At 71.1% G+C, this 18518-nt stretch carries 12 protein-coding genes; 5 read left to right on the top strand and 7 right to left on the bottom strand.

Annotated elements, in window-relative coordinates; translation table 11 throughout:
* Window positions 1–121: 121 nt before the first annotated feature.
* From ABD151_RS06000 to ABD151_RS05985, 4 genes are all read right to left on the bottom strand, one after another.
* Window positions 122–3727 carry a hypothetical protein gene (locus tag ABD151_RS06000; RefSeq protein ID WP_343992310.1) on the bottom strand — a complete coding sequence of 1202 codons (3606 nt, stop codon included), beginning with the start codon at window positions 3725–3727 and terminating at the stop codon, window positions 122–124.
* Window positions 3728–3981: 254 nt separating this feature from the next.
* Complete coding sequence (locus tag ABD151_RS05995) at window positions 3982–6156, bottom strand: glutamine synthetase III family protein (RefSeq protein WP_343992308.1); 2175 nt, start codon at window positions 6154–6156, stop codon at window positions 3982–3984.
* Window positions 6157–6290: 134 nt separating this feature from the next.
* Window positions 6291–7157 (bottom strand): AraC family transcriptional regulator, encoded by an 867-nt coding sequence (locus ABD151_RS05990; protein ID WP_343992306.1) that lies wholly within the window; start codon window positions 7155–7157, stop codon window positions 6291–6293.
* A gap of 67 nt (window positions 7158–7224) precedes the next feature.
* Window positions 7225–8379: an RsbRD N-terminal domain-containing protein gene (locus ABD151_RS05985; RefSeq protein WP_343992304.1), complete on the bottom strand. Its 1155-nt coding sequence runs from the start codon at window positions 8377–8379 to the stop codon at window positions 7225–7227.
* A 142-nt stretch (window positions 8380–8521) separates the two neighbouring features.
* Between ABD151_RS05985 and ABD151_RS05980 the strand changes: the two genes are divergently transcribed.
* The 4 genes from ABD151_RS05980 to ABD151_RS05965 are packed head-to-tail and all read left to right on the top strand — an operon-like array spanning window position 8522 to window position 12842.
* Entirely contained in the window at window positions 8522–9916 is a 1395-nt protein-coding gene (locus tag ABD151_RS05980) for a flavin-containing monooxygenase (RefSeq protein ID WP_343992302.1), read from the top strand.
* Entirely contained in the window at window positions 9913–10797 is an 885-nt protein-coding gene (locus ABD151_RS05975; protein WP_343992299.1) for an SDR family NAD(P)-dependent oxidoreductase, read from the top strand. Before ABD151_RS05980 ends, ABD151_RS05975 begins: the two co-directional genes overlap by 4 nt.
* Window positions 10790–12142, top strand: a complete 1353-nt coding sequence (locus ABD151_RS05970) for an MFS transporter (RefSeq protein WP_343992297.1) — start codon at window positions 10790–10792, stop codon at window positions 12140–12142. The genes ABD151_RS05975 and ABD151_RS05970 overlap by 8 nt, the downstream gene beginning before the upstream one ends.
* Window positions 12135–12842, top strand: a complete 708-nt coding sequence (locus tag ABD151_RS05965) for a TSUP family transporter (protein ID WP_343992295.1) — start codon at window positions 12135–12137, stop codon at window positions 12840–12842. The genes ABD151_RS05970 and ABD151_RS05965 overlap by 8 nt, the downstream gene beginning before the upstream one ends.
* Here the strand turns inward: ABD151_RS05965 and ABD151_RS05960 are convergent.
* From ABD151_RS05960 to ABD151_RS05950, 3 genes are read right to left on the bottom strand one after another with little or no spacing between them, the layout of a single operon-like run.
* The gene (locus ABD151_RS05960) at window positions 12839–13522 is read right to left on the bottom strand and encodes a hypothetical protein (RefSeq protein ID WP_343992293.1); all 684 of its coding nucleotides are present in this window, start codon (window positions 13520–13522) and stop codon (window positions 12839–12841) included. The genes ABD151_RS05965 and ABD151_RS05960 overlap by 4 nt on opposite strands.
* Before the next feature lie 11 nt (window positions 13523–13533).
* A complete protein-coding gene (locus ABD151_RS05955) occupies window positions 13534–15864 on the bottom strand; it encodes a putative bifunctional diguanylate cyclase/phosphodiesterase (RefSeq protein ID WP_343992291.1) in 2331 nt (776 codons plus the stop codon).
* Window positions 15865–15879: 15 nt separating this feature from the next.
* A complete protein-coding gene (locus ABD151_RS05950) occupies window positions 15880–17163 on the bottom strand; it encodes a pyridoxal phosphate-dependent decarboxylase family protein (protein WP_343992290.1) in 1284 nt (427 codons plus the stop codon).
* 264 nt (window positions 17164–17427) lie between these two features.
* Between ABD151_RS05950 and ABD151_RS05945 the strand changes: the two genes are divergently transcribed.
* Window positions 17428–18486: an NAD(P)-dependent alcohol dehydrogenase gene (locus tag ABD151_RS05945; protein ID WP_343992288.1), complete on the top strand. Its 1059-nt coding sequence runs from the start codon at window positions 17428–17430 to the stop codon at window positions 18484–18486.
* Window positions 18487–18518 lie beyond the last annotated feature (32 nt).

Raw genomic sequence — 18518 nt, 5'->3', positions numbered from 1 at the left:
GCCGAGCGGGACCAGATGGCCAGGGGCGGCAGCAAGGACGACGACGAGTCTTCACCCGTTGTCGTCCTCGCTGAGCGTTATCCACAGCCGAATTCGAGCGTTGCGCCCGACGGCGCTTCACTCACCGCACGAGTGCGAAGTTCGCCCCAGCCTTGCGTCGCGGCTGGGTGGTCGTGACCACCAGCCGGCGCGGATCGTGGAGGAAGGTCGCTCGGGCAGGCAGACGGACGGTGCGCACGATCGTGCCGCCAGCGGCATTCGCCTTGCCCGTGGCCACCCACCGGCCGTTGCCGAAGCGCAAGGTCCAGCGCTCGCCCGGCAGCAGGCGGGTGATGGTGATCCGCACCTTGCCACCGACCTTGATCTTGGCCTTGCTCAGCTTCAAGGTGAGCGCCCCGACGCCGACCGGCGCCGTCCGCGCAGACGCCGTTGCGTTCTCGTAGCCCGCGACCTGGATGGTCGCGACGGCGCCGATACGCTGGCCGTACTGACGACCTGAGAGCAGGTAGCTCGCACCCGTGGCACCGGCGATGCGCGTCGTTCCACGCAACCACTGCCAGCTCACCGTGGCTCCGGCCGGGAGGCCGGTCACCTCGGCCCGCAGCGTCGAGCCCACCTTGGCAGTGCCCAGGATCGCGACCTCGTAGGTCGTCGCCTCGCCGACGGTGATCACCGCGGAGTCGGCCGACTTCGTGGCGTCCTGGTAGCCAGGACGCTCCACCGTTGCGGCGCAGGTGAGAACGCGGCCGACGTCACCCGGCGCGGGCACGTAGGTCGGACCGGTGCCGACCGGCTCCTCGTCACGCGTCCACGCGTAGGAGGGCGTTCCCGGAGTCTCGGCCGGCACCGCGCAGATGAGCGGTTGCCCCACCCGTGCGGAGCCGGTGACCGACGGCGCTGCGAAGGAGAAGGTGCCCGCGGCGACCGATGACGAGATCCTGCTGCTGGTCGCGTCCACATAGCCCGCACGGACCGCGGTCACCGTGCAGGTCACCTGCTGCCCGAGATCGCCGGCAACCACTTCATAGTCTGTACCCGAGCCGAGTGCAGCGGCGCCCCGCGACCACGCATACGACACCGTGCCCGGCGTGCCCGCAGCCGCAGCACACGAGATCGTCTCCCCGACAGCAGCCGTCCCCGAGATCGTCGGCGCACCGATCGCGAACGTGCCGTACCCCACCGGCTCCGAGTCGGCACTGTTCGTGGCGTCGGTGTACCCCGGGCGCGCAGCGGTCACCGTGCAGGTCACCTCATGGGTCCGGTCCGCAGCCGTCAGCAGATGCTGGGCGCCGGTTCCGAGCGGGGTCGCTCCTCGCGACCAGGCATAGCTGAGCGCACCGGGCGTGCCCGGGGCGGCCGCACAGCTCAACGTTCGTCCGACCTCCGCGGTGCCGGTGATCGACGGCGCTGCGATCGAGAACGTGCCCTCGGCGACCGTGGCCGTGTCGACCGAGCGCTCCACGAACACGTAGCCGGGGCGCTGCGCGACGACGGTGCAGGTGAGCACGCGCCCCAGGTCCGCGTACGAGACGACATGGGCGGCGGATGTTCCGATCAGCGCCTCCTGGCCCCAGGTCCAGGCGTAGGTGAGACTCCCGGGCGTTCCCGGTGCCGCCACACAGGTCAGGGTCTCGCCCACCCTGGCCGTGCCGGTGATGCTGGGCTCATCGATCGTGAAGGTTCCGTGAGCGACCGCCGCCGTCGGCGGCGAGGCCTCGGTGCGGGTCTGGAAGCCGGACTTCGCCACCGTCACCCGCACGCGGAGAACCCGCCCGAGGTCGGCAGCATCTGGCGTGTAGGTCGCGCTCGCGCCCGAGGGCAGGTCCGCCCACTGCCCGGGCGCTGACTGGTACTGCCACTGGTAGGTCAGCGTCGCTCCGGCGCTGGGGACGAGCCCGGCACCCGGTGAGGCGGTCAGCGGTACACCGACCTTCGGAGTGCCGCTGATCGTCGGCACCAGTCCGGTCACCACATCGGCGATCGTGATCGTGAGGTCATGCGTCGCGGCCGGGCTGACACCGTTGTCCGCACGCAGCACCACCGGGAAGCTCCCGGCCTCGGTCGGCTCGCCCGCCAGTGTCCCCGTCGCGGAGTTGAGGGTGATCCCGCCGGGCAGCGACCCGCTCAGTGTGATCGTCGGGGCCGGCTGACCGGCCACGCTCGGCGTGTAGGTGAACGCCTGCCCCTTCACACCCGTTGCGGTCGAGGGACCCGTGATCGTCGCCGGCGAGCCAGCGGACAGGATCGGTCCCACGCAGAGTCCGCCACCGGTGCGTCCGTCGAGGGTCTGGGAGAGGCTCAGGAACTTGCCCGCGCTGTCGAGCGGAAGCGTGTAGGTGGCGCCGGTGGCCGAGGTCGGGCTAGCGCACGAGGAGACAGCCGACAACCGCCATGTCTGCGTGCCCTCGGCGTCGTCGGCGGTCAGCGTCTCGCCGGCGCGGAGGGTGCCGGAGAAGCCACGCACGCTGGCGATGGTCTGACCAGCGCTGGTGGAGACGCTGTCGGTGAAGCCGGCCCTGCGGCCGGTGACGACGACGCTGACGTTCTTGCCGCCATCCGCCAGCCGGGGCACATAGGTCGGGGTGGTGGCGACGGCGTTCGATCCCACGCGCCACACGTAGGAGATCGTGGCGTCGACGGGTGCGTAGGTGCCGGCCGACGCGGTGAGCGTCTCGCCGACCTGCCGCGTGCCGCTGTAGGAGGCGTCGACGGGATCGTCGAACGGATTGCCGCCAGGCAGAGCGGTGAGCGACGCCGCAGAGACTCCGGTCACCGGTTGCGTGGTGACGGCGGTGCCCCCGGCCATGGAGTAGCGGAACAGGGTGGCGTCGCCACCGCTGCTGGCACGCGCCATCACCACCTGGCCGTTCGGGGTGACGGTCACGCCGCCGTCGACGGTGAGGCCGTTCTGCGCGACGGTGGGGGTGGTCGCCCAGCCGGCCGTGTGGGTGTAGGAGCCGTTGGGCTGCAGCGCGAGCTTGTCGATCGCCCCGTAGGCGGAGGAGCCCGCGCCGACCCCGCCGGCGACGTAGGCGTTCCCGGTGGCGTCGACCGCCAGGTCGTAGCCATGGGTGCCCGTGCCACCGACCACGGTGGCGCTGGAGCCCACCGTGGGGCTCACCCGCCAGACCTGCTTGGGCGAGGTGAGCGTGGTCAGGTAGTAGAGGTTGCCCGCGGCGTCGGCGCTGGTGCGCGCGGCAGCCTCGCCGCCGGTGAGCGTGAACAGCGTGGTGGCGGCGCCGGTCGACGGGTCGACCCGGGTGAAGCGCGTGTTGGGGCTGCGATAGGCCGAGACGACGAGATCGCCGTCGGGGAGGATCGTGATGTCTCCGCTGGTGGGCGCCACCTGGCCGGCCGCCGGGAAGTCCAGGGTGGCCACCAGGCTCTCCGCACCGTCCGGCGCGATCTTGACCACCCGGGTCGGCACGACGCTGGCGTCCTGCAGGTAGAGCGTCCCGTCCGGCGCCAGTGCGCCGCCCCGCGGCAGCCAGCCCCCGTTGGAGAGCGTCAGCGTGGAGATGGTGCCGTTGCCGGCGACCACACGCGGATTGTTCGATCCGGGGGATCCCGTCACGCCGTGGACGAAGGCGACCGAGTCACCGTCGACGGTGAAGGCAGGAGCCGCGATCGCTGGCGCGAGTGGCCCGGAGACGGCGGCGAGGACGGTGAGCCCGGAGGCCACGAGCCCCAGGGACAGGAGCGCACGTGGAAGGCGCAGGCGCAGCACGAGGTGCCTTTCGAGAGGAGGCCAGGCAGCCGGCACTGCCAGCCGCACCTGACGACCGAGCCCCGATCGTCTCCGGCGGACAAGGCAGCGGGACAGCTCGATGCTAGTCGAACGTGGACGCCGTCCACCCCGAAAGAAGTGCTGGACTATACAAGTTTTGGATCTCGCGGAGCTCGATCGCCGCAGGCTGCGGCAAGACGCACGAAGGCCCGCCGACCAACCGGTCGACGGGCCTTCGTGGTGGAGTCAGCGGCTCACTTGATGAAGAGCATCTCGCGGTACTTCGGCAGCGGCCACGAGGCGTCGTCGACCTCCGCCTCGAGAGCATCGGCGTGCACCCGGGCCTGGTCCATCAGGGCACGGACCTTGGTCGCGAAGTGCTGCATGTGCGCCGCGGTGTCGGCGAAGTCGTGACGCTCCAGCTCGGTGCCCAGCTCGGCGACCGTCTGCATCAGGCGGTTGGCGTGCTCGACGATCACCTTGACCGGCGCGGCGTCGAACGACGCGCCCACGGCCTCGACGGCAGCGAAGGTGTGCGCCAGCTCGGCGGAGTACTTGAGCGCGGCCGGGTAGATGACCGTCTTCGCCAGCTCGCTGACCAGCTTCGCCTCGACGGTGATCGAGTTGATGTACTGCTCCGCGTAGACCTCGTAGCGCGCGTTGAGCTCGACCGCCGAGAGGACGCCGGTCTTCTCGAAGAGCTCGATCACCTCGGGCTCGGTGAAGACCGGAAGGGCGTCGGCGCTGGTCGGCAGGTTGCGCAGACCCCGCTCGGTGACGGCGGCCTCGTGCCACTCCGCCGAGTAGCCGTCGCCACCGAAGACCGCGGAGCCGTGCAGCTCCATGAGCTCCTTGAGGACAGCGGCCACGGCCTCCGGGCGGCTCTTGCCGGCCTCGAGCTGGACCTCGAGGCGGTCGGCCACCCACTCCAGGGAGTCGGCCAGCATGGTGTTCATCGCGACGAGCGGACCCGAGACCGACTGCGAGGAGCCGACCGCGCGGAACTCGAAGCGGTTGCCGGTGAAGGCGAACGGCGAAGTGCGGTTGCGGTCGCCCGGGTCACGCTTGAAGTTGAGGATCTGGGAGAGGCCGAGGTCCATCTCGCCGCCGTCGCTGGAGACGGCGATCTTGCCGGCCTTGATGTCGTTGTAGACGGCCTCGAGCTGGTCACCGAGGTAGACCGAGAGGATCGCCGGCGGCGCCTCGTTGGCACCGAGGCGGTGGTCGTTGGACGCGGTGGCGATGACGGCGCGCAGCAGCGGGCCGAACTTGTGCACGCCACGGATCACGGCACCACAGAAGAGCAGGAAGTTCAGGTTGTGCTCCGGCGAGGTGCCCGGGTCGAGCAGGTTGCCCTGGGTGGCGTTGCCCACCGACCAGTTGACGTGCTTGCCGGAGCCGTTGATGCCCGCGAACGGCTTCTCGTGGAGCAGCAGCAGGAAGCCGTGCTCGGCAGCGGTCGCCTTGAGGACCGTCATCACCAGCTGCTGGTGGTCGGCCGCGACGTTGGCCGCCTCGTGGTACGGAGCGATCTCGAACTGGCCGGGGGCCACCTCGTTGTGGTGGGTCTTGGCCGGGATGCCGAGCCGGTAGAGCTTGTCCTCGACGGCCTGCATGTAGACCTGGACCCGCTCCGGGATGGCCCCGAAGTAGTGGTCGTCGAACTCCTGGCCCTTGGCCGGCGCGGCGCCGAACAGGGTACGGCCGGCGAGCAGCAGGTCGGGGCGGGCGGCAGCGAAGTGCTGGTCGACCAGGAAGTACTCCTGCTCGGGTCCACAGCTGGCGTTCAGCGGAGCGATGTCGGTCTCGCCCATCAGCTCGAGCACGCGACGCGCGGCCTGGTCCATGGCGGCGTTGGAGCGCAGCAGCGGGATCTTCTTGTCGAGCGCCTCGCCGGTCCATGACATGAAGACCGAGGGGATCATCAGCGTGGCGCCGTTGGCGGTCTGCATGATGTACGCCGGGCTGGTCGGGTCCCAGGCGGTGTAGCCACGCGCGGCGTTGGTCATCCGCAGGCTGCCGTTGGGGAACGAGGAGCCGTCCGGCTCGCCCTTGATCAGCAGGCTGCCGGTGAACTCGGTGATCGCCTGGCCGTCGGCGTTGGTGATGATGAAGCCGTCGTGCTTCTCCGCGGTGATGTTGGTCAGCGGGTAGAAGACGTGCGAGAAGAACTTCGCACCCTTCTCCATCGCCCAGGCCTTCATCGCAGCGGCAACGATGTCCGCGGTGGCCTTGTCGAGCGGCTCACCGGTCTGCACGGTCTTCTTGACCGCCTTGAAGGCGTTCTTGGAGAGCGCCTCCTCCATCTTGTCCAGGTTGAAGACGTCGCATGCCCAGATCTCGCTCAGCGGGCGGATCTCCGTGGTGTCCACGGCCGAGCGGTTGAGAACCTCGGTGATGGCAACGTGGCGGACTTCGTTGGCAGTCATGTGCTAGCTCGCAATCTTCGACAATCGTTGCCCCGAGGCTACGGGCGTCCTGTTTCACGGAAGCCGACCGAATGTTTCGGGAATGTTTCATTTCTCTGTGATCGGCGTTACCTCGTCACGGCGCCCACGGTGACTCACTCGGGCTCCACCGGCAGCCAGAGCTCGCAGGTGGCCGTGCTGAAGTCGGCCGCGCGCTCCAGCACCGCGACGAGCGACGGCCCCGGTCGCAGCCGCCACGGATTCGAGGGGAACCACTCGGTCGCCGTCGCCGACCAGACGCTCTGCAACGCCGCCGGATGCGGGCCGGAGCTGCGGAAGACCGCCCAGGCGCCGGGCTCCACGTCGATCGCGGTGAGGTCGTCCGGGGCCGGGGTCTCCTCGTTGACGGCGACGCCGTGCAGGTAGGTCAGCTCGCTGCCCTCGGCATAGTCCGGATCGACGTCGGCGCTCACCTGGAGCAGCCCGGCCGGCTCGACCTCGCTGAGCCCCTTGAGGCGCTCGTGGGCACGGGCGTCGAGCGACGAGATCAACTCCTGGATCTGCGGATTGACGCCGTGGTGGATCAGCGGGACCCGTGCGGCATGGCCGATCAGGCGGAAGGCCGGGCGCTCGATGATGCGGGTGTCCATGGGGGTGCTCCCTTCGACGGTCAGGCGGAACCTGAGGTGGGGTTGGCTGCGTAGAGGGCCGCCATCGCGACGGACGTCACGGGGACTCACCCCGTGCACCGCCCGGAAGGCCCGGGTCAGCGCCTCCGCCGACCCGTACCCGTAGCGGACGGCGATGCTCAACAGGTCCGCGCCGGCGATCAGGTCCGACGCGGCGCGGGTCATCCGCCGGCGACGCACGTACTCCGAGACCGGCATGCCGGCCAGCGACGAGAACATCCGCCGCAGGTGGTACTCGGTGGTGCCTGCCTGGGCCGCCAGCGCGGCGAGGTCGGGCTGCTCGCCGATCTGTTCCTCGATGACGTCGACCAGCCTGTTCAGCGTTGCGATCACGACTCCTCCTTCTTCTGTGGCAACACTGTCAGCGGCACGATCGCGAGACCCGACCATCGCGGACCGATCAGGTCAGACTCCACAGCTCGCACAGCCACCAGGCCTGCATCGCCTCCACCGGATGGCCGAGATCCAGGCCGGTCACCTCGCTGAAGCGCTGGACCCGGTTGCGCACCGTGTTCGCGTGCACGTAGAGCGCAGCGGCAGCCACCTCTGTCTCGCGCGCCGCGTCCAACCAGGCCAACACCGTTCGGGTGACGGCGGGCGCCTGGGCTCCCAGCGCGGCCCGCGCGGTGCCGTAGCGCTCCTCGAGGACCACCGCGAGATCCTCGCGCGAGCCGAGGGCGGCCAGGACCGCCACCTCGGCGATCGGGACCAGTCCCTGGCGGCCGGCAGAGCGCCCTGCCGCGATCGCGGTGATCGCCAGCCGGCGCGCCGCACCGGCCTCCTCGATCGGCACCGGGCCGGCAACGCCGATCACCTCGGCCGCCGCGCCGCCGTCACGATCCGCGCCGGCATCACGCTCCGCGCCGGAGCCAGGATCGGCCGGTGCCCGGGCGGTGATCGCCACCGAGCCGTCGATCAGGTCGGCGGCCCAGGCCTGCGGGCGGTGCCCGGCGACCTTGCGCAGCCGCTGCAGGGCGTCGTCCCCCTGGGCGGCCAGCACCCACACCGGGCGCCCCGGCGTCAGGCCGGCCTCGGCGGCAGCGAGCGCGCCGGCCGTGCCGCCGCCGAGCAGTCGGCGCACCACCTCGACCTCACGGTCCGCGCCGCTGCTCCGGCTGCCGGCCTCGCGGTGCGCCCGGATCAGCCGGGCACGGACCGCCTCGGCCCAGTCGTCGTACAGCTCGCGCGCGTCGAGCACCCGCATCGGGTCGAGGCCCAGCTCGGCGGCCACCTCCCGGCCGCGGCTCCAGATCGCCCGCTCCGAGACGTGGATCGCCGCCAGCACCACCTCGATCGGGATGCCCTGCTGGGCGCGGGTGACGGCAAGGTCCTCCACGAAGGAGAGCTCGGCCTCGGTCGGGCCGCGCCGGCCGGCGAGGGCGCGAGTGGCGGCGGCCATCATCGCCCGGGTCTGGCCCGCCATGTCCGCCGGCGGAAGGCTCGCCACCTCCTGGACCAGCTGTCGCACGCCGGTGATCGCGGTGGTGACCAGGTCCTCGTCGGCCATCACCGCCTCGACCAGCGCGACGACGTCGTCCCAATCCCCGGTGCTCATCCGCCCATCCTGCGCCAAGGTTGTGGCGCCCCACAATGAGAACGGCGAACTCCGGGGAACGCACCATGGGCGAGCGGGCCCGGCAGACCTAGCGTTGGGCCGTCACCCACCCGGCCCTGTGCCGAGCGATCGGAGTCACCTGATGCCCTCTCCCCTCCGCGTTGCCGTGATCGGCGCCGGTGCCGCCGGCCTGGCCGCCACCAAGGCCCTCATCGACGTCGGCGCCGACGTGGTGACCCTCGATCGCTCGCAGAACCCGGGAGGTCTGTGGGTCCGGCAGAACGAGGGCTCGCCCGCCTACGCGTCGCTGCACCTCAACACCAGCAAGGGCCGCACCGAGTTCGCCGATCTGCCGATGCCCGCGCACTGGCCCGACTATCCGTCGGCCGATCACATCGCCGGCTACCTCTCCGACTACGCCGACACGTTCGGCCTCCGCGACCACCTGCGGATGGGCACCACCGTCGCCGCCGTCGAGCGGGACGAGGAGCAAGGACGGTGGACCGTGCGCACCGACCATCCCGACCATCCGGAGCTCACCGTCGATGCCGTGGTGGTCGCCAACGGGCACAACTGGGACCCCAAGTGGCCCAGCCCCGACTACCCCGGCGAGTTCACCGGCACCCAGCTGCATGCCCACGACTACCGCACGGCGGAGGCCTTCCGCGGCAAGCGGGTGCTGGTCGTCGGGATGGGCAACTCCGCGATGGACATCGCCGTCGATGCCTCCCACGTCGCAGCCGCCCCGGTCCTGCTCTCGGCGCGGCACGGCGTGCACATCGTGCCCAAGTACCTCTTCGGGCGCCCCGCCGACGCCACCGGCGGCGCGATCTCGGCACTCCCCTGGCGGCTGCGGCAACGGCTCGCCGAGACGATGCTGCGCCTCGCCGTCGGCCGCCCCCAGGACTACGGGCTCCCGGCGCCCGCCGGCGGGCTCTTCCAGAACCACCCCACGATCAGCGACACGATCCTGCACCGGCTCACCCATGGCGAGGTGCTGCCACGTCCGGGGATCGCCCGCTTCGACGGCGACCGGGTGGTCTTCAGCGACGGCACCAGCGAGGCCGTCGACACCGTGGTCTGGGCGACGGGCTACCGGGTGAGCATCCCGTTCCTCTCCGCCGCTTGGCTGGGCGACGACGCCGAGGCGATGCCGCTGTACCGGCGGGTCTTCCACTTGGCCGAGCCCACCCTCGGCTTCGTCGGCCTGATGCAGTCGACCGGCGCGGCGCTGCCCGTCGTGGAGGCCCAGGCCAAGCTGTACGCCGCGTGGCTCTCGGGCCGCTACGCCCTGCCGGCCGCCGACCAGCAGCAACGCCAGGTCCAGCGCGCCCTCCAGCAGGCGACGGCACGCTGGGGCCAGCGCCGTCCCGCCATGCGGATCGACTTCGACGACTATCTCGCCGACATCGGCCGTGAGATCGCCGCAGGCGAGCGGCGTGCCGCCGCCGGTGACGGCATCACTCGTCCGGCAGCCCGCACCACGAACACGGCCGGCGCCGCCGGCACCGAGCAGAAGGCCGAGGCCCACCGATGAGCTTCCTCCTCCACGCGATCGGGCCGCTGCGCCCGGTCCTCGACGGCGGTCGCCGCGACCCCGCGGGCCTGCGGGTGCTGATCACCGGCGCCTCCGGCACCTTCGGGCGGGCCCTCGGCGAACGGCTCACCGGTCTCGGCGCCCACGTGGTGGGCCTCGACCTGGCACCGCGTGACGACGACCCGATCGAGGTCCTCGCCTGCGACATCACCGACGACGCCCAGGCAGGTGCCGCGCCCCGGGCGGCGATCGAGCGACTCGGCGGGCTCGACCTGCTGATCAACAATGCGGGCATCGGCGGCCCGGCACCGGCCGAGCTGGCTCCCGGCCTGGAGGTCCGGCGCCAGCTGGAGATCAACCTGCTCGGCACCTGGCGGGTGAGCGCTGCGAGCGCCGACGCGCTGATCGCCTCCCGCGGACGGGTGGTGATGCTGGCCTCCCGGATGGCGGCGATGCAGCTGCCGCTGGCCGCTGCCTACGGCGCCTCGAAGCGGGCGATGGTCGCCTACGCCGACGCGCTGCGCCTCGAGCTCGCCCCGCACGTCGGCGTCACCTGCGTCTACCCCTCGGCGGTGCGCAGTCCGATCCATGCCTCCACCGCCGAGGCCGGGCTCTCCCTGGAGGGGATGAGCCAGTACGAGCCCCTCGACGGCGTCGTCGACGCCGTGCTGCGCGCCGGTCTCGCCCGCCGGGTGCACCGGGACCTGCCGACCACGGCCCGCGGTGCCGTCGAGCTCACCCTCGCCCGGCATCTGCCGGGGCTCGCCGACCGGATCGTGACGCGGACCTTCGCCGACCGCCTCGGCTCCGGGGCCTTGGACGGAGCACCGCTGGCGGCCGGGCCGCTGCAGCGCGCCGGACGGGCGGTGCGTCATGGCTGAGGCCACCACGTCGGCAGGAGCCGGCACCGCGACCCGGGCCGCGAGCGGCGACCTGGTGCTCTACGGCACCGGCTCGCTCGGCATGGGCGTCTGGGTGACCGTTCCCGGCCTGTTGCTGCTCTACTTCCTGACCAACGTGCTCGACGTATCGCCACTGCTGGCAGGACTCACGCTGCTGGTGCCGAAGATCATCGACGCGGTGGTGCATCCCCTGCTCGGCACCGCCTCCGACCGGCAGGCCCGGCGCAACGGGCATCGGCTCCGAATGCTGCGCGTCGGCCTCCTGCTGGGGCTCGCGATGGTGGCGATGTTCTCGGTGCCCGACAGCCTGACCGGAGCCGGCGCCGCCCTGTGGGTCGGCGGCTTCTACGTGCTCGGCAACCTGCTCTTCGCGTGCTTCCAGGTGCCGTACCTGACCACGCCGTCGGACCTGCAGATCGGCTACCACGAGCGCACCCGGGTCTTCATGGTGCGCATGGTCATGCTGACTGTCGGCCTGCTCGCTGCCGGCGTGCTCGCCCCGGCGCTGGTCAAGGACCACGAGCGCGGGTCGTATGCGCTGATGGCGTTGATCCTCGCGGGCTTCATGGTGATCACCGGACTGGTCGCGATCAACGGGGTGCGCCGGCTGACCCGGGCATGCGGCTTCCGGGTGCCCGACGAGCAGCGCCACCACACCCGCGCCGACCTGGCCCTGGCCTGGCACGACCTCGACTTCCGGTGGCTGATCTGCTCCTACCTCTTCACCGGCACCACCACCCACCTGGTGCTCGCCGCGGTGCCGTTCTACGCCGACTACGTCCTCGACGACACCGGGCTGACCGCCGTGCTGATGGGTGCGTTCCTGGCTCCCGCCGTCGTCGCCTCGCCGCTGTGGCTGCGGCTGTCTCGGAGCCTCGGCAAGCAGCGCGGCCTGCTCGCCGCGCAGGCCCTGTTCATCCTCGGCTCGGCAGCGATGCTCGTCGCGGATCGGGTCGGCGTCGCGTTCACGGTGGCGGTGGTCGCGCTGCTCGGCCTCTCCTTCGCCGGGCTCCAGCTTCTCGCCTTCTCGATGCTCCCCGACGCCGTCGCCGCGGCCGAGCGCCGCGGCATCTCCCGTGCCGGCGCCTATACCGGGGTGTGGACGGCGACCGAGGCGGTCGGCACCGCGATCGGGCCGTACGTCTACGCGATGGCGTTGGCGATCGGCGGCTTCGTGTCGACCAGCGGCGACGAGGTGGTGCCGCAGAGCCAGGGCGCCCTCGACGCGGTGCTGTGGGGATTCGCCGGGATCCCGGTGCTGCTGATGCTGATCGCGATCGTCTTCCAGGCACGCTGTCGCCTCGACGCGCACCGCGATGAGTGATGCCCTGCTGCTGCTCGTCCCCATCGTCATCGCCGCCGGTGCCTTCGCCCAGGCGGTCAGCGGGATGGGCTTCTCGCTGATCGCTGCACCCGCGCTGCTGCTCGCGCTGGGCCCGCACGACGGGGTCGCCGTCTGCGTGCTGCTCGCCGCACTCTCCTCGATCGTGCCGCTCGCCCAGGAGCGTCGGCGCGTCAGGCCGCGCGCCGTCGCCTCGCTCCTGCTGCCCACGCTGTTGTGCACACCGCTGGTCGCGTGGCTGCTGCGCGACGCCGACACGACCTGGCTCGCGCTGGGCAGCGGCGTCGCCGTGGTGATCGGCGTGCTGCTGCTCGGCCTCGGTCTGCGCTCGGCGTGGTTCGCCCGCCCCGAGGCGGCCGCGCTGACCGGATCCAGCAGCGCCTTGCTGAACGTGGTCGGTGGGGTCGGCGGCCCGCCGATCGGCCTCTACGTGGCGAACGCCGGCTGGACGGCAGCGGAGACCCGCGCCAACCTGCACGCCTTCTTCCTCACCCAGAACCTGGTCACCGCGCTGGCGCTGGGCCTACGACTCCCGTCGTGGCCCCAGCTCGCCGCCCTTGCCGCGGGGACCGCGCTCGGGCTCGCCCTGGCGCACCGGCTCTCGGCTGGGACGGTGCGCCGGGTCGTGCTCGCCGTCTCCCTGCTGGGTGGGATCGGGCTGATCGGCGGCGCGCTGGCCTAGTGCTCCGCCGGCACCTCGAAGGTCCAGTCGGTCGGCAGCGCGATCCCATCGAGCCCGATCCCCTGGAAGATCAGCCGGTAGGCGTCGGGGCTCTCCTGGCGCTGGTGCTCGAACATCCGGTGCAGGTTCGCCCAGAGCGGGGTGCTGTTGTCGGAGCCCAGGTATTCGCCTGCTGCGGTGCCCGGCAGTCCACGGGTCTGCATGCCGAGGCTGGTCAGCAGGACACGCGCGTGGCGGTCCATGATCATCACGATCCACTCGGCCCCGTTGGCCAGTGCCGAGGCCACGATCCCGTGGTAGAGCGCCGCGGCACACAGACCGCCACGCCCGGCACCACGACGCACTGCGATGGTCGCGATGTCCCAGGTCCGGCTGATGTCGACGCCGGCCGCCCGTGCCGAGCGCAGCCCATCCACCTGCCAGGGCTCGCGGCTCACGTCGTTGAGCGTCTTGAGACCGGCCGGCCCGGGGGTGATGAAGCGCGCCGCGGCGACGGCCTCGCCGTCCTCGCGCAGGATGGTCATGAACCCGGTAGCGCTCTCGTAGGGGCCGTACTCCACCTCGAACTCCGCCGGCGTGTTGCCGTAGGTCTCCAAGAAGACGTCGGCCTCACACCGCTTGGCGGCTGCCAGTTCCTCGCCTTGCGGGTTGAAGACGAATCGCAAGGGTGCTGCAGTCATTCGGGAGCCTCTCAGGTGCTTGACGGATCGACGGTGCGGTACGGAGCGCGCGGGCCCGGAACCGGCGCGTTGGTGGTGGAGTCCTGCAGCCACTGATGGATCTGCGCGGACGGCATCGGGCGGGCGAGGTGGTAGCCCTGCACCGTGTCGATGCCCATCTCCACCAGGCATTCGAGGGTCGCGGCGTTCTCGACGCCCTCGGCGACGATGCGCATGTCCAGTGCATGGGCGAGCTGGATGGTCGAGGCCACGATCGCGCGGCTGCGGTCGTCGGCGGCGACGTCGGCGATCAGCGAGCGGTCGATCTTCAGCTCCTGCACCGGCAGGTTCTGCAGGTAGGTGAGCGAGGAGAAGCCGGTGCCGTAGTCGTCGATCGAGATCTGGACGCCCTTGCTGCGCAGGTCGGCCAGCACCTCGCGGGTGCGCTGCGGGTCAGCGAGGAAGGAGTCCTCGGTGACCTCGAGGACCAGCCGGTCGTCCGGGACCGCCCACTGGGCGATCGAGGCGTAGAGCTGCGGGAGGAAGGTCGGGCCGAGCAGCTCGGGCGGGGCACAGTTGATCGCCACCCGCAGGTCCACCCCGCTCTTGAGGCGGTCGTGGAAGTCGCGTGCGGCCTGCTGGGCGACCACCTCGGAGAGCGGCCCCATCAACCCGGCGCGGCGTGCCGCCGGCAGGAACGAGACCGGGCTGATCAGCCCCTGCACCGGGTGCCGCCAGCGCACGAGTGCCTCCAGACCCGAGACCTGCATGGCAGTTGCGTCGTACTGCGGCTGGTACCAGACCTCGATCTGGCCGTCGGCGATGCCCTTGCGCAGCTCTTCGGCCAGCTGCAGGCGCGAGCGGGAGAACTCATCCAGCGCGGCGTCGTAGAGCGCCGCGCCCAGGCCGGAGTTCTTCGCCTGGTACATCGCCACGTCGGCACGACGCAGCACCTCGCTGCCGTCGGTGTCGTCGGCGAGCGCGACCGTGACGCCGATGGAGCCTGCCGGGCTGATCTCGATCTCCTCGACCAGGATCGGCTTGGCCAGCTCGCCGAGCACCTCGTGGGCGGTCTCCATCAGCTCGATCTCGTCGGCGGTGTCGAGGAAGATCGCGAACTCGTCGCCGCCCAGCCGGGCGATCCGCACCCTGCTGTCCACCGCTGCCCGCAACCGGATCGCGACCAGCCGCAGCACCGTGTCACCAGCCCGGTGCCCGAGCGAGTCGTTGACCTCCTTGAAGCCGTCGAGGTCGAGCAGCATCAGGGCCATCGGGGTCCGCCGGTCCAACCCCTCGGCCAGCCAGGTGCGGACCGCTCGCCGGTTCGGCAGCTTGGTGAGGTCATCGGTCATCGAGAGCGCCAACGCCTCGCTGGCCCGGTTGGCGTCACGCAGCGCCAGCGTCATCCTGGCGGCGACACAGCCGAGGGTGATCACCGCCGGCGGCAGCGTGTAGAAGGCGAGCGTGTCGTCGGGGCGCACCGTCAGCTCCGCCAGGGCGACGACGGCTGCACCGATCAGGACTCCCGTCCCGGCCTCCTTGGGCACGGCACGGATGACCGCCTTCTTGGGCCGGCAGGCGGCCGCGACCATCAGCGCGAAGGCACCGCCCCACAAGGCGTTGCTCAGGTTGCCGAAGTCGTAGGTGCGGGCTGAGACCTGCAGGGCCAGTGCGGAGTCCGCGAACGCGAGCATCACGAACGCCGCCCCGAGCATCACGGACTTGCGGTGGTCGCTGCGGCTCAGCAGCAGCGATTGGCTGAGCACGGTCAGGGCGAGCGCGCTGTCGGCGAGCGGATAGATCAACGCCAGCAGCAGCGGGGCGCCCTCCTGGTTGGAGGCGAGCCGGATCGGCGTCACCAGCAGCAGGGAGGCCAGGCAGGCGACGGCGCCACAGATCACGGCGACGTCGAGCCACCCGCGCGTCGGCCGCGGCGAGCGCAGGTCGACGTCGCCGAGCAGATAGCCGGCCATGCCGAGGTAGGAGACCAGGAAGAGCCATTCGCCCTGCGCCGGGAAGTGCGCGTTCGCCTCCAGGCGCGCGGCGTTGACCAGCATCGAGCCCAAGGACCACGCAGCCACGGCGGCGCAGAGCAGCAACAGCGGGCCACGACGGGTCGGCGAGATGATCACCGTGAGCAGGAGCCGCAGCACCAGCAGCGGGAAGAAGGCGGCCAAGGACGTCAACAGGATCGCGGCGCTGTTGCGATAGTCCATCACCAGCGCGATCTGGTTGGCCGAGAGGCCGATGATCAGCACTCCCCAGGAGAGCCAGGCCACCGCCGTCTGGGCGCTGCGGATCCACGCGGCCGTCTTCGGCGAGACCATCCCCCGGGTGAACCAGGTGGTGGTCTTCTGCGTCATCACAGCGAGGCTCGCTCACGAGAGGGGCGCATCACACTCCAGGCTTTCTAGGACGAGGTCTATGTCGGCCGTGGTCGTCAGTGGATTCACGAAGCACAGACGAAGGACGTGGTGTTCTCCATACAACGTAGGGGTTACCAGCGCGAAACCGCCACGCCTCGCGGCAGCCGACCAGCTCTCGTACTGCTCCCGCGACCATCCGACGCGGTGGAAGAGCACCACCGAGAGGTGCGGATCACCGGCCAGCTCGAGGTGCTCGGCGGCGTCGATCTCCTTCACCGCATGGGCTGCCAGCGCCAGGCACTGCTCGACGGCGTCGACGTGCGCCGCCGTCCCGTTGGCCACCAGCGACGCCCAGACCGGCACACCCCGGGCGCGACGGCTCAGGTGCGCGGCGTAGTCGGCCGGGTTGTCACCGTCCGCCTCGTTGACGACGTCGAGGTAGGCGGCGCGCTGACGGTGTGCGGCCAACGCCAGCTCGGGATTGAGGTACAGCACGGCCGCGCAGTCGAACGGCGTGAAGAGCCACTTGTGCGGGTCGATGGTGATCGAGTCGGCACGCTCGATGCCGGCGAACTGCTTGCGATGGGAGGAGGCCAGCATCGCCGCTCCGCCGTAGGCAGCATCGACGTGCAGCCACACGCCGCGCTCCTGACACAGCTCGGAGATCTCCTCGAGCCGGTCGACGGCACCGGTGTTGGTGGCACCGGCGGTCGCGACGACGGCGACCACGTCGCGCCGGTCCAGCGTGCTGAGGACGTCGGCCACGTCGGCACGGTCGAGCGGGTGGTCCGGAGATCCTGCCCAGACCACCTCACATCCCATGATCGCGGCCGCCGAGCGCACCGACGAGTGCGCCGAGGCACCGGCGACGATCACATGCGGTGCCCGACCGTCGGTGGCGACCCGACCGTGGCGTGCCGCCACCAACGCACTGAGGTTGGCCAGCGAGCCACCGCTGACGAAGGTCCCGTGGGCGCTGTCGGGATAGCCCACGACCTCACACAGCCAGCGCATCGCGGCCCGCTCCGCGGTGACCACCGCACCCGCCTCCAACTCGCTGCCGCCGTAGACGGCTGCTGCCGAGAGCGCCGCGTCCGCGATGATCGCGGCCGGGGCCGGCGAGCCACCGACGAAGGCCAGGTAGCGCGGATGGTCGGTAGGGAACGCGGAGGGCAGCAGCGCGTCGCGCAGCACCGCCCAGGTCGCCTCGATGCCGACGCCGTCGGGGCCGACCTCCGGGAGCTCGTCGCCCGAGCACGGACGTGCCGCCGTCGGCTCCGCGCGCCGCTCAGCCATCCAGTCAGCGAGGTCGGCCAGTACGCGGCGGTCCTCAGGGGCGAAGTCGTGCACGTCGGCCTATCACGTCGTAGCGGAACGGATCGAGTGGTCGCGGAGGTCGCCGTCACGTGTTCAGCCCCCATGCCTGCGTGACGCCCTCGGCATTCCCGGACTCAGTCTAAGAGCACTCGCGCGCGCTGACGCTGTCTGGACCGCTGCCGAGACTACGCCGGACGGCCTCGTCGCACCACGCCCCGACTACCACCGAGATAGCGTGACAGCATGCCCACACAGACCCCGGCCCTCGTCGCAGAATCGGCAGGTGCCGCCTTCATCCCCCGTCTCATCGAGCGTCGCGATCTGCGCGAGGACGACGTCGCCATCGAGATCGCCTTCGCCGGCATCTGCCACAGCGACATCCACCAGGTGCGCGAGGAGTGGGGAAGCGCGATCTTCCCGATGGTGCCCGGCCACGAGATCGCCGGCGTGGTGGCCGCGGTCGGCTCCGCCGTGACCACCCTCAAGGTCGGCGACCGCGTAGGCGTCGGCTGCATGGTGGACAGCTGTGGCGAGTGCGAGTTCTGCAAGGACGGCTTCGAGCAGCACTGCACCCGCGGTGCGGTGATGACCTACAACGGCGTCGGCTACGACGGCGACCCGACGCTCGGCGGCTACGCGCGCTCCGTCGTGGTCAGCGAGCGGTTCGCCTGCCCGATCCCCGACGGCATCGGCCTGGACGAGGCCGCTCCCCTGCTCTGCGCCGGGATCACCACCTACTCGCCGTTGCGGCGCTGGGGCGTCGGCCCCGGCAGCCGGGTGGCGGTCGTCGGCATGGGCGGCCTGGGACACATGGGCGTCAAGCTCGCGGTCGCGATGGGCGCCCAGGTGAGCGTGCTGTCGCGCAGCGACGCCAAGGCTGCGGACTCGCTCGCCCTCGGCGCGGTCGAGCATGTGGCCACCAGCGACGCGGCCGCGATGAAGGAGCGCCGCAGCTACTTCGACCTGGTGCTCAACACGGTCAGCGCGGACCTCGACATCGAGAGCTACCTCGGTCTGGTCAAGCCACGCGGCGTGGTCGCCAACGTCGGGCTGCCGAGCGAGCCGTACCGGGTCCGCCCGGGCCGGCTGATCGGCACCAGCAAGGTGATCGCCGGCTCCAACATCGGCGGCATCCCCGAGACCCGGGAGATGCTGGCCTTCTGCGCCGAGCACGGGATCGGTGCCCAGATCGAGACGATCACCGCCGACGAGGTGACCGAGGCCTACGACAAGGTGGTGGCCGGCGACGTCCGCTACCGCTATGTGATCGACGTGTCCACGATCAGCGCCGCGCAGGACTGATCAGCACCACAACGGCCCAGCAGCACGAACGA

The organism is Nocardioides dubius (assembly GCF_039528155.1).
Taxonomy (GTDB): domain Bacteria; phylum Actinomycetota; class Actinomycetes; order Propionibacteriales; family Nocardioidaceae; genus Nocardioides; species Nocardioides dubius.
Note: the sequence above shows the minus strand (reverse complement) of the source record. Positions and strands in the feature narration are given on the sequence as shown.

Bases quoted from the DNA above. Each gene is read 5' to 3' on its own strand.
- ABD151_RS05995 (WP_343992308.1), bottom strand. From the start codon at position 6,156: ATGACTGCCAACGAAGTCCGCCACGTTGCCATCACCGAGGTTCTCAAC.
- ABD151_RS05985 (WP_343992304.1), bottom strand. From the start codon at position 8,379: ATGAGCACCGGGGATTGGGACGACGTCGTCGCGCTGGTCGAGGCGGTG.
- ABD151_RS05980 (WP_343992302.1), top strand. From the start codon at position 8,522: ATGCCCTCTCCCCTCCGCGTTGCCGTGATCGGCGCCGGTGCCGCCGGC.
- ABD151_RS05975 (WP_343992299.1), top strand. From the start codon at position 9,913: ATGAGCTTCCTCCTCCACGCGATCGGGCCGCTGCGCCCGGTCCTCGAC.
- ABD151_RS05970 (WP_343992297.1), top strand. From the start codon at position 10,790: ATGGCTGAGGCCACCACGTCGGCAGGAGCCGGCACCGCGACCCGGGCC.
- ABD151_RS05965 (WP_343992295.1), top strand. From the start codon at position 12,135: ATGAGTGATGCCCTGCTGCTGCTCGTCCCCATCGTCATCGCCGCCGGT.
- ABD151_RS05960 (WP_343992293.1), bottom strand. From the start codon at position 13,522: ATGACTGCAGCACCCTTGCGATTCGTCTTCAACCCGCAAGGCGAGGAA.
- ABD151_RS05955 (WP_343992291.1), bottom strand. From the start codon at position 15,864: ATGACGCAGAAGACCACCACCTGGTTCACCCGGGGGATGGTCTCGCCG.
- ABD151_RS05950 (WP_343992290.1), bottom strand. From the start codon at position 17,163: ATGGCTGAGCGGCGCGCGGAGCCGACGGCGGCACGTCCGTGCTCGGGC.
- ABD151_RS05945 (WP_343992288.1), top strand. From the start codon at position 17,428: ATGCCCACACAGACCCCGGCCCTCGTCGCAGAATCGGCAGGTGCCGCC.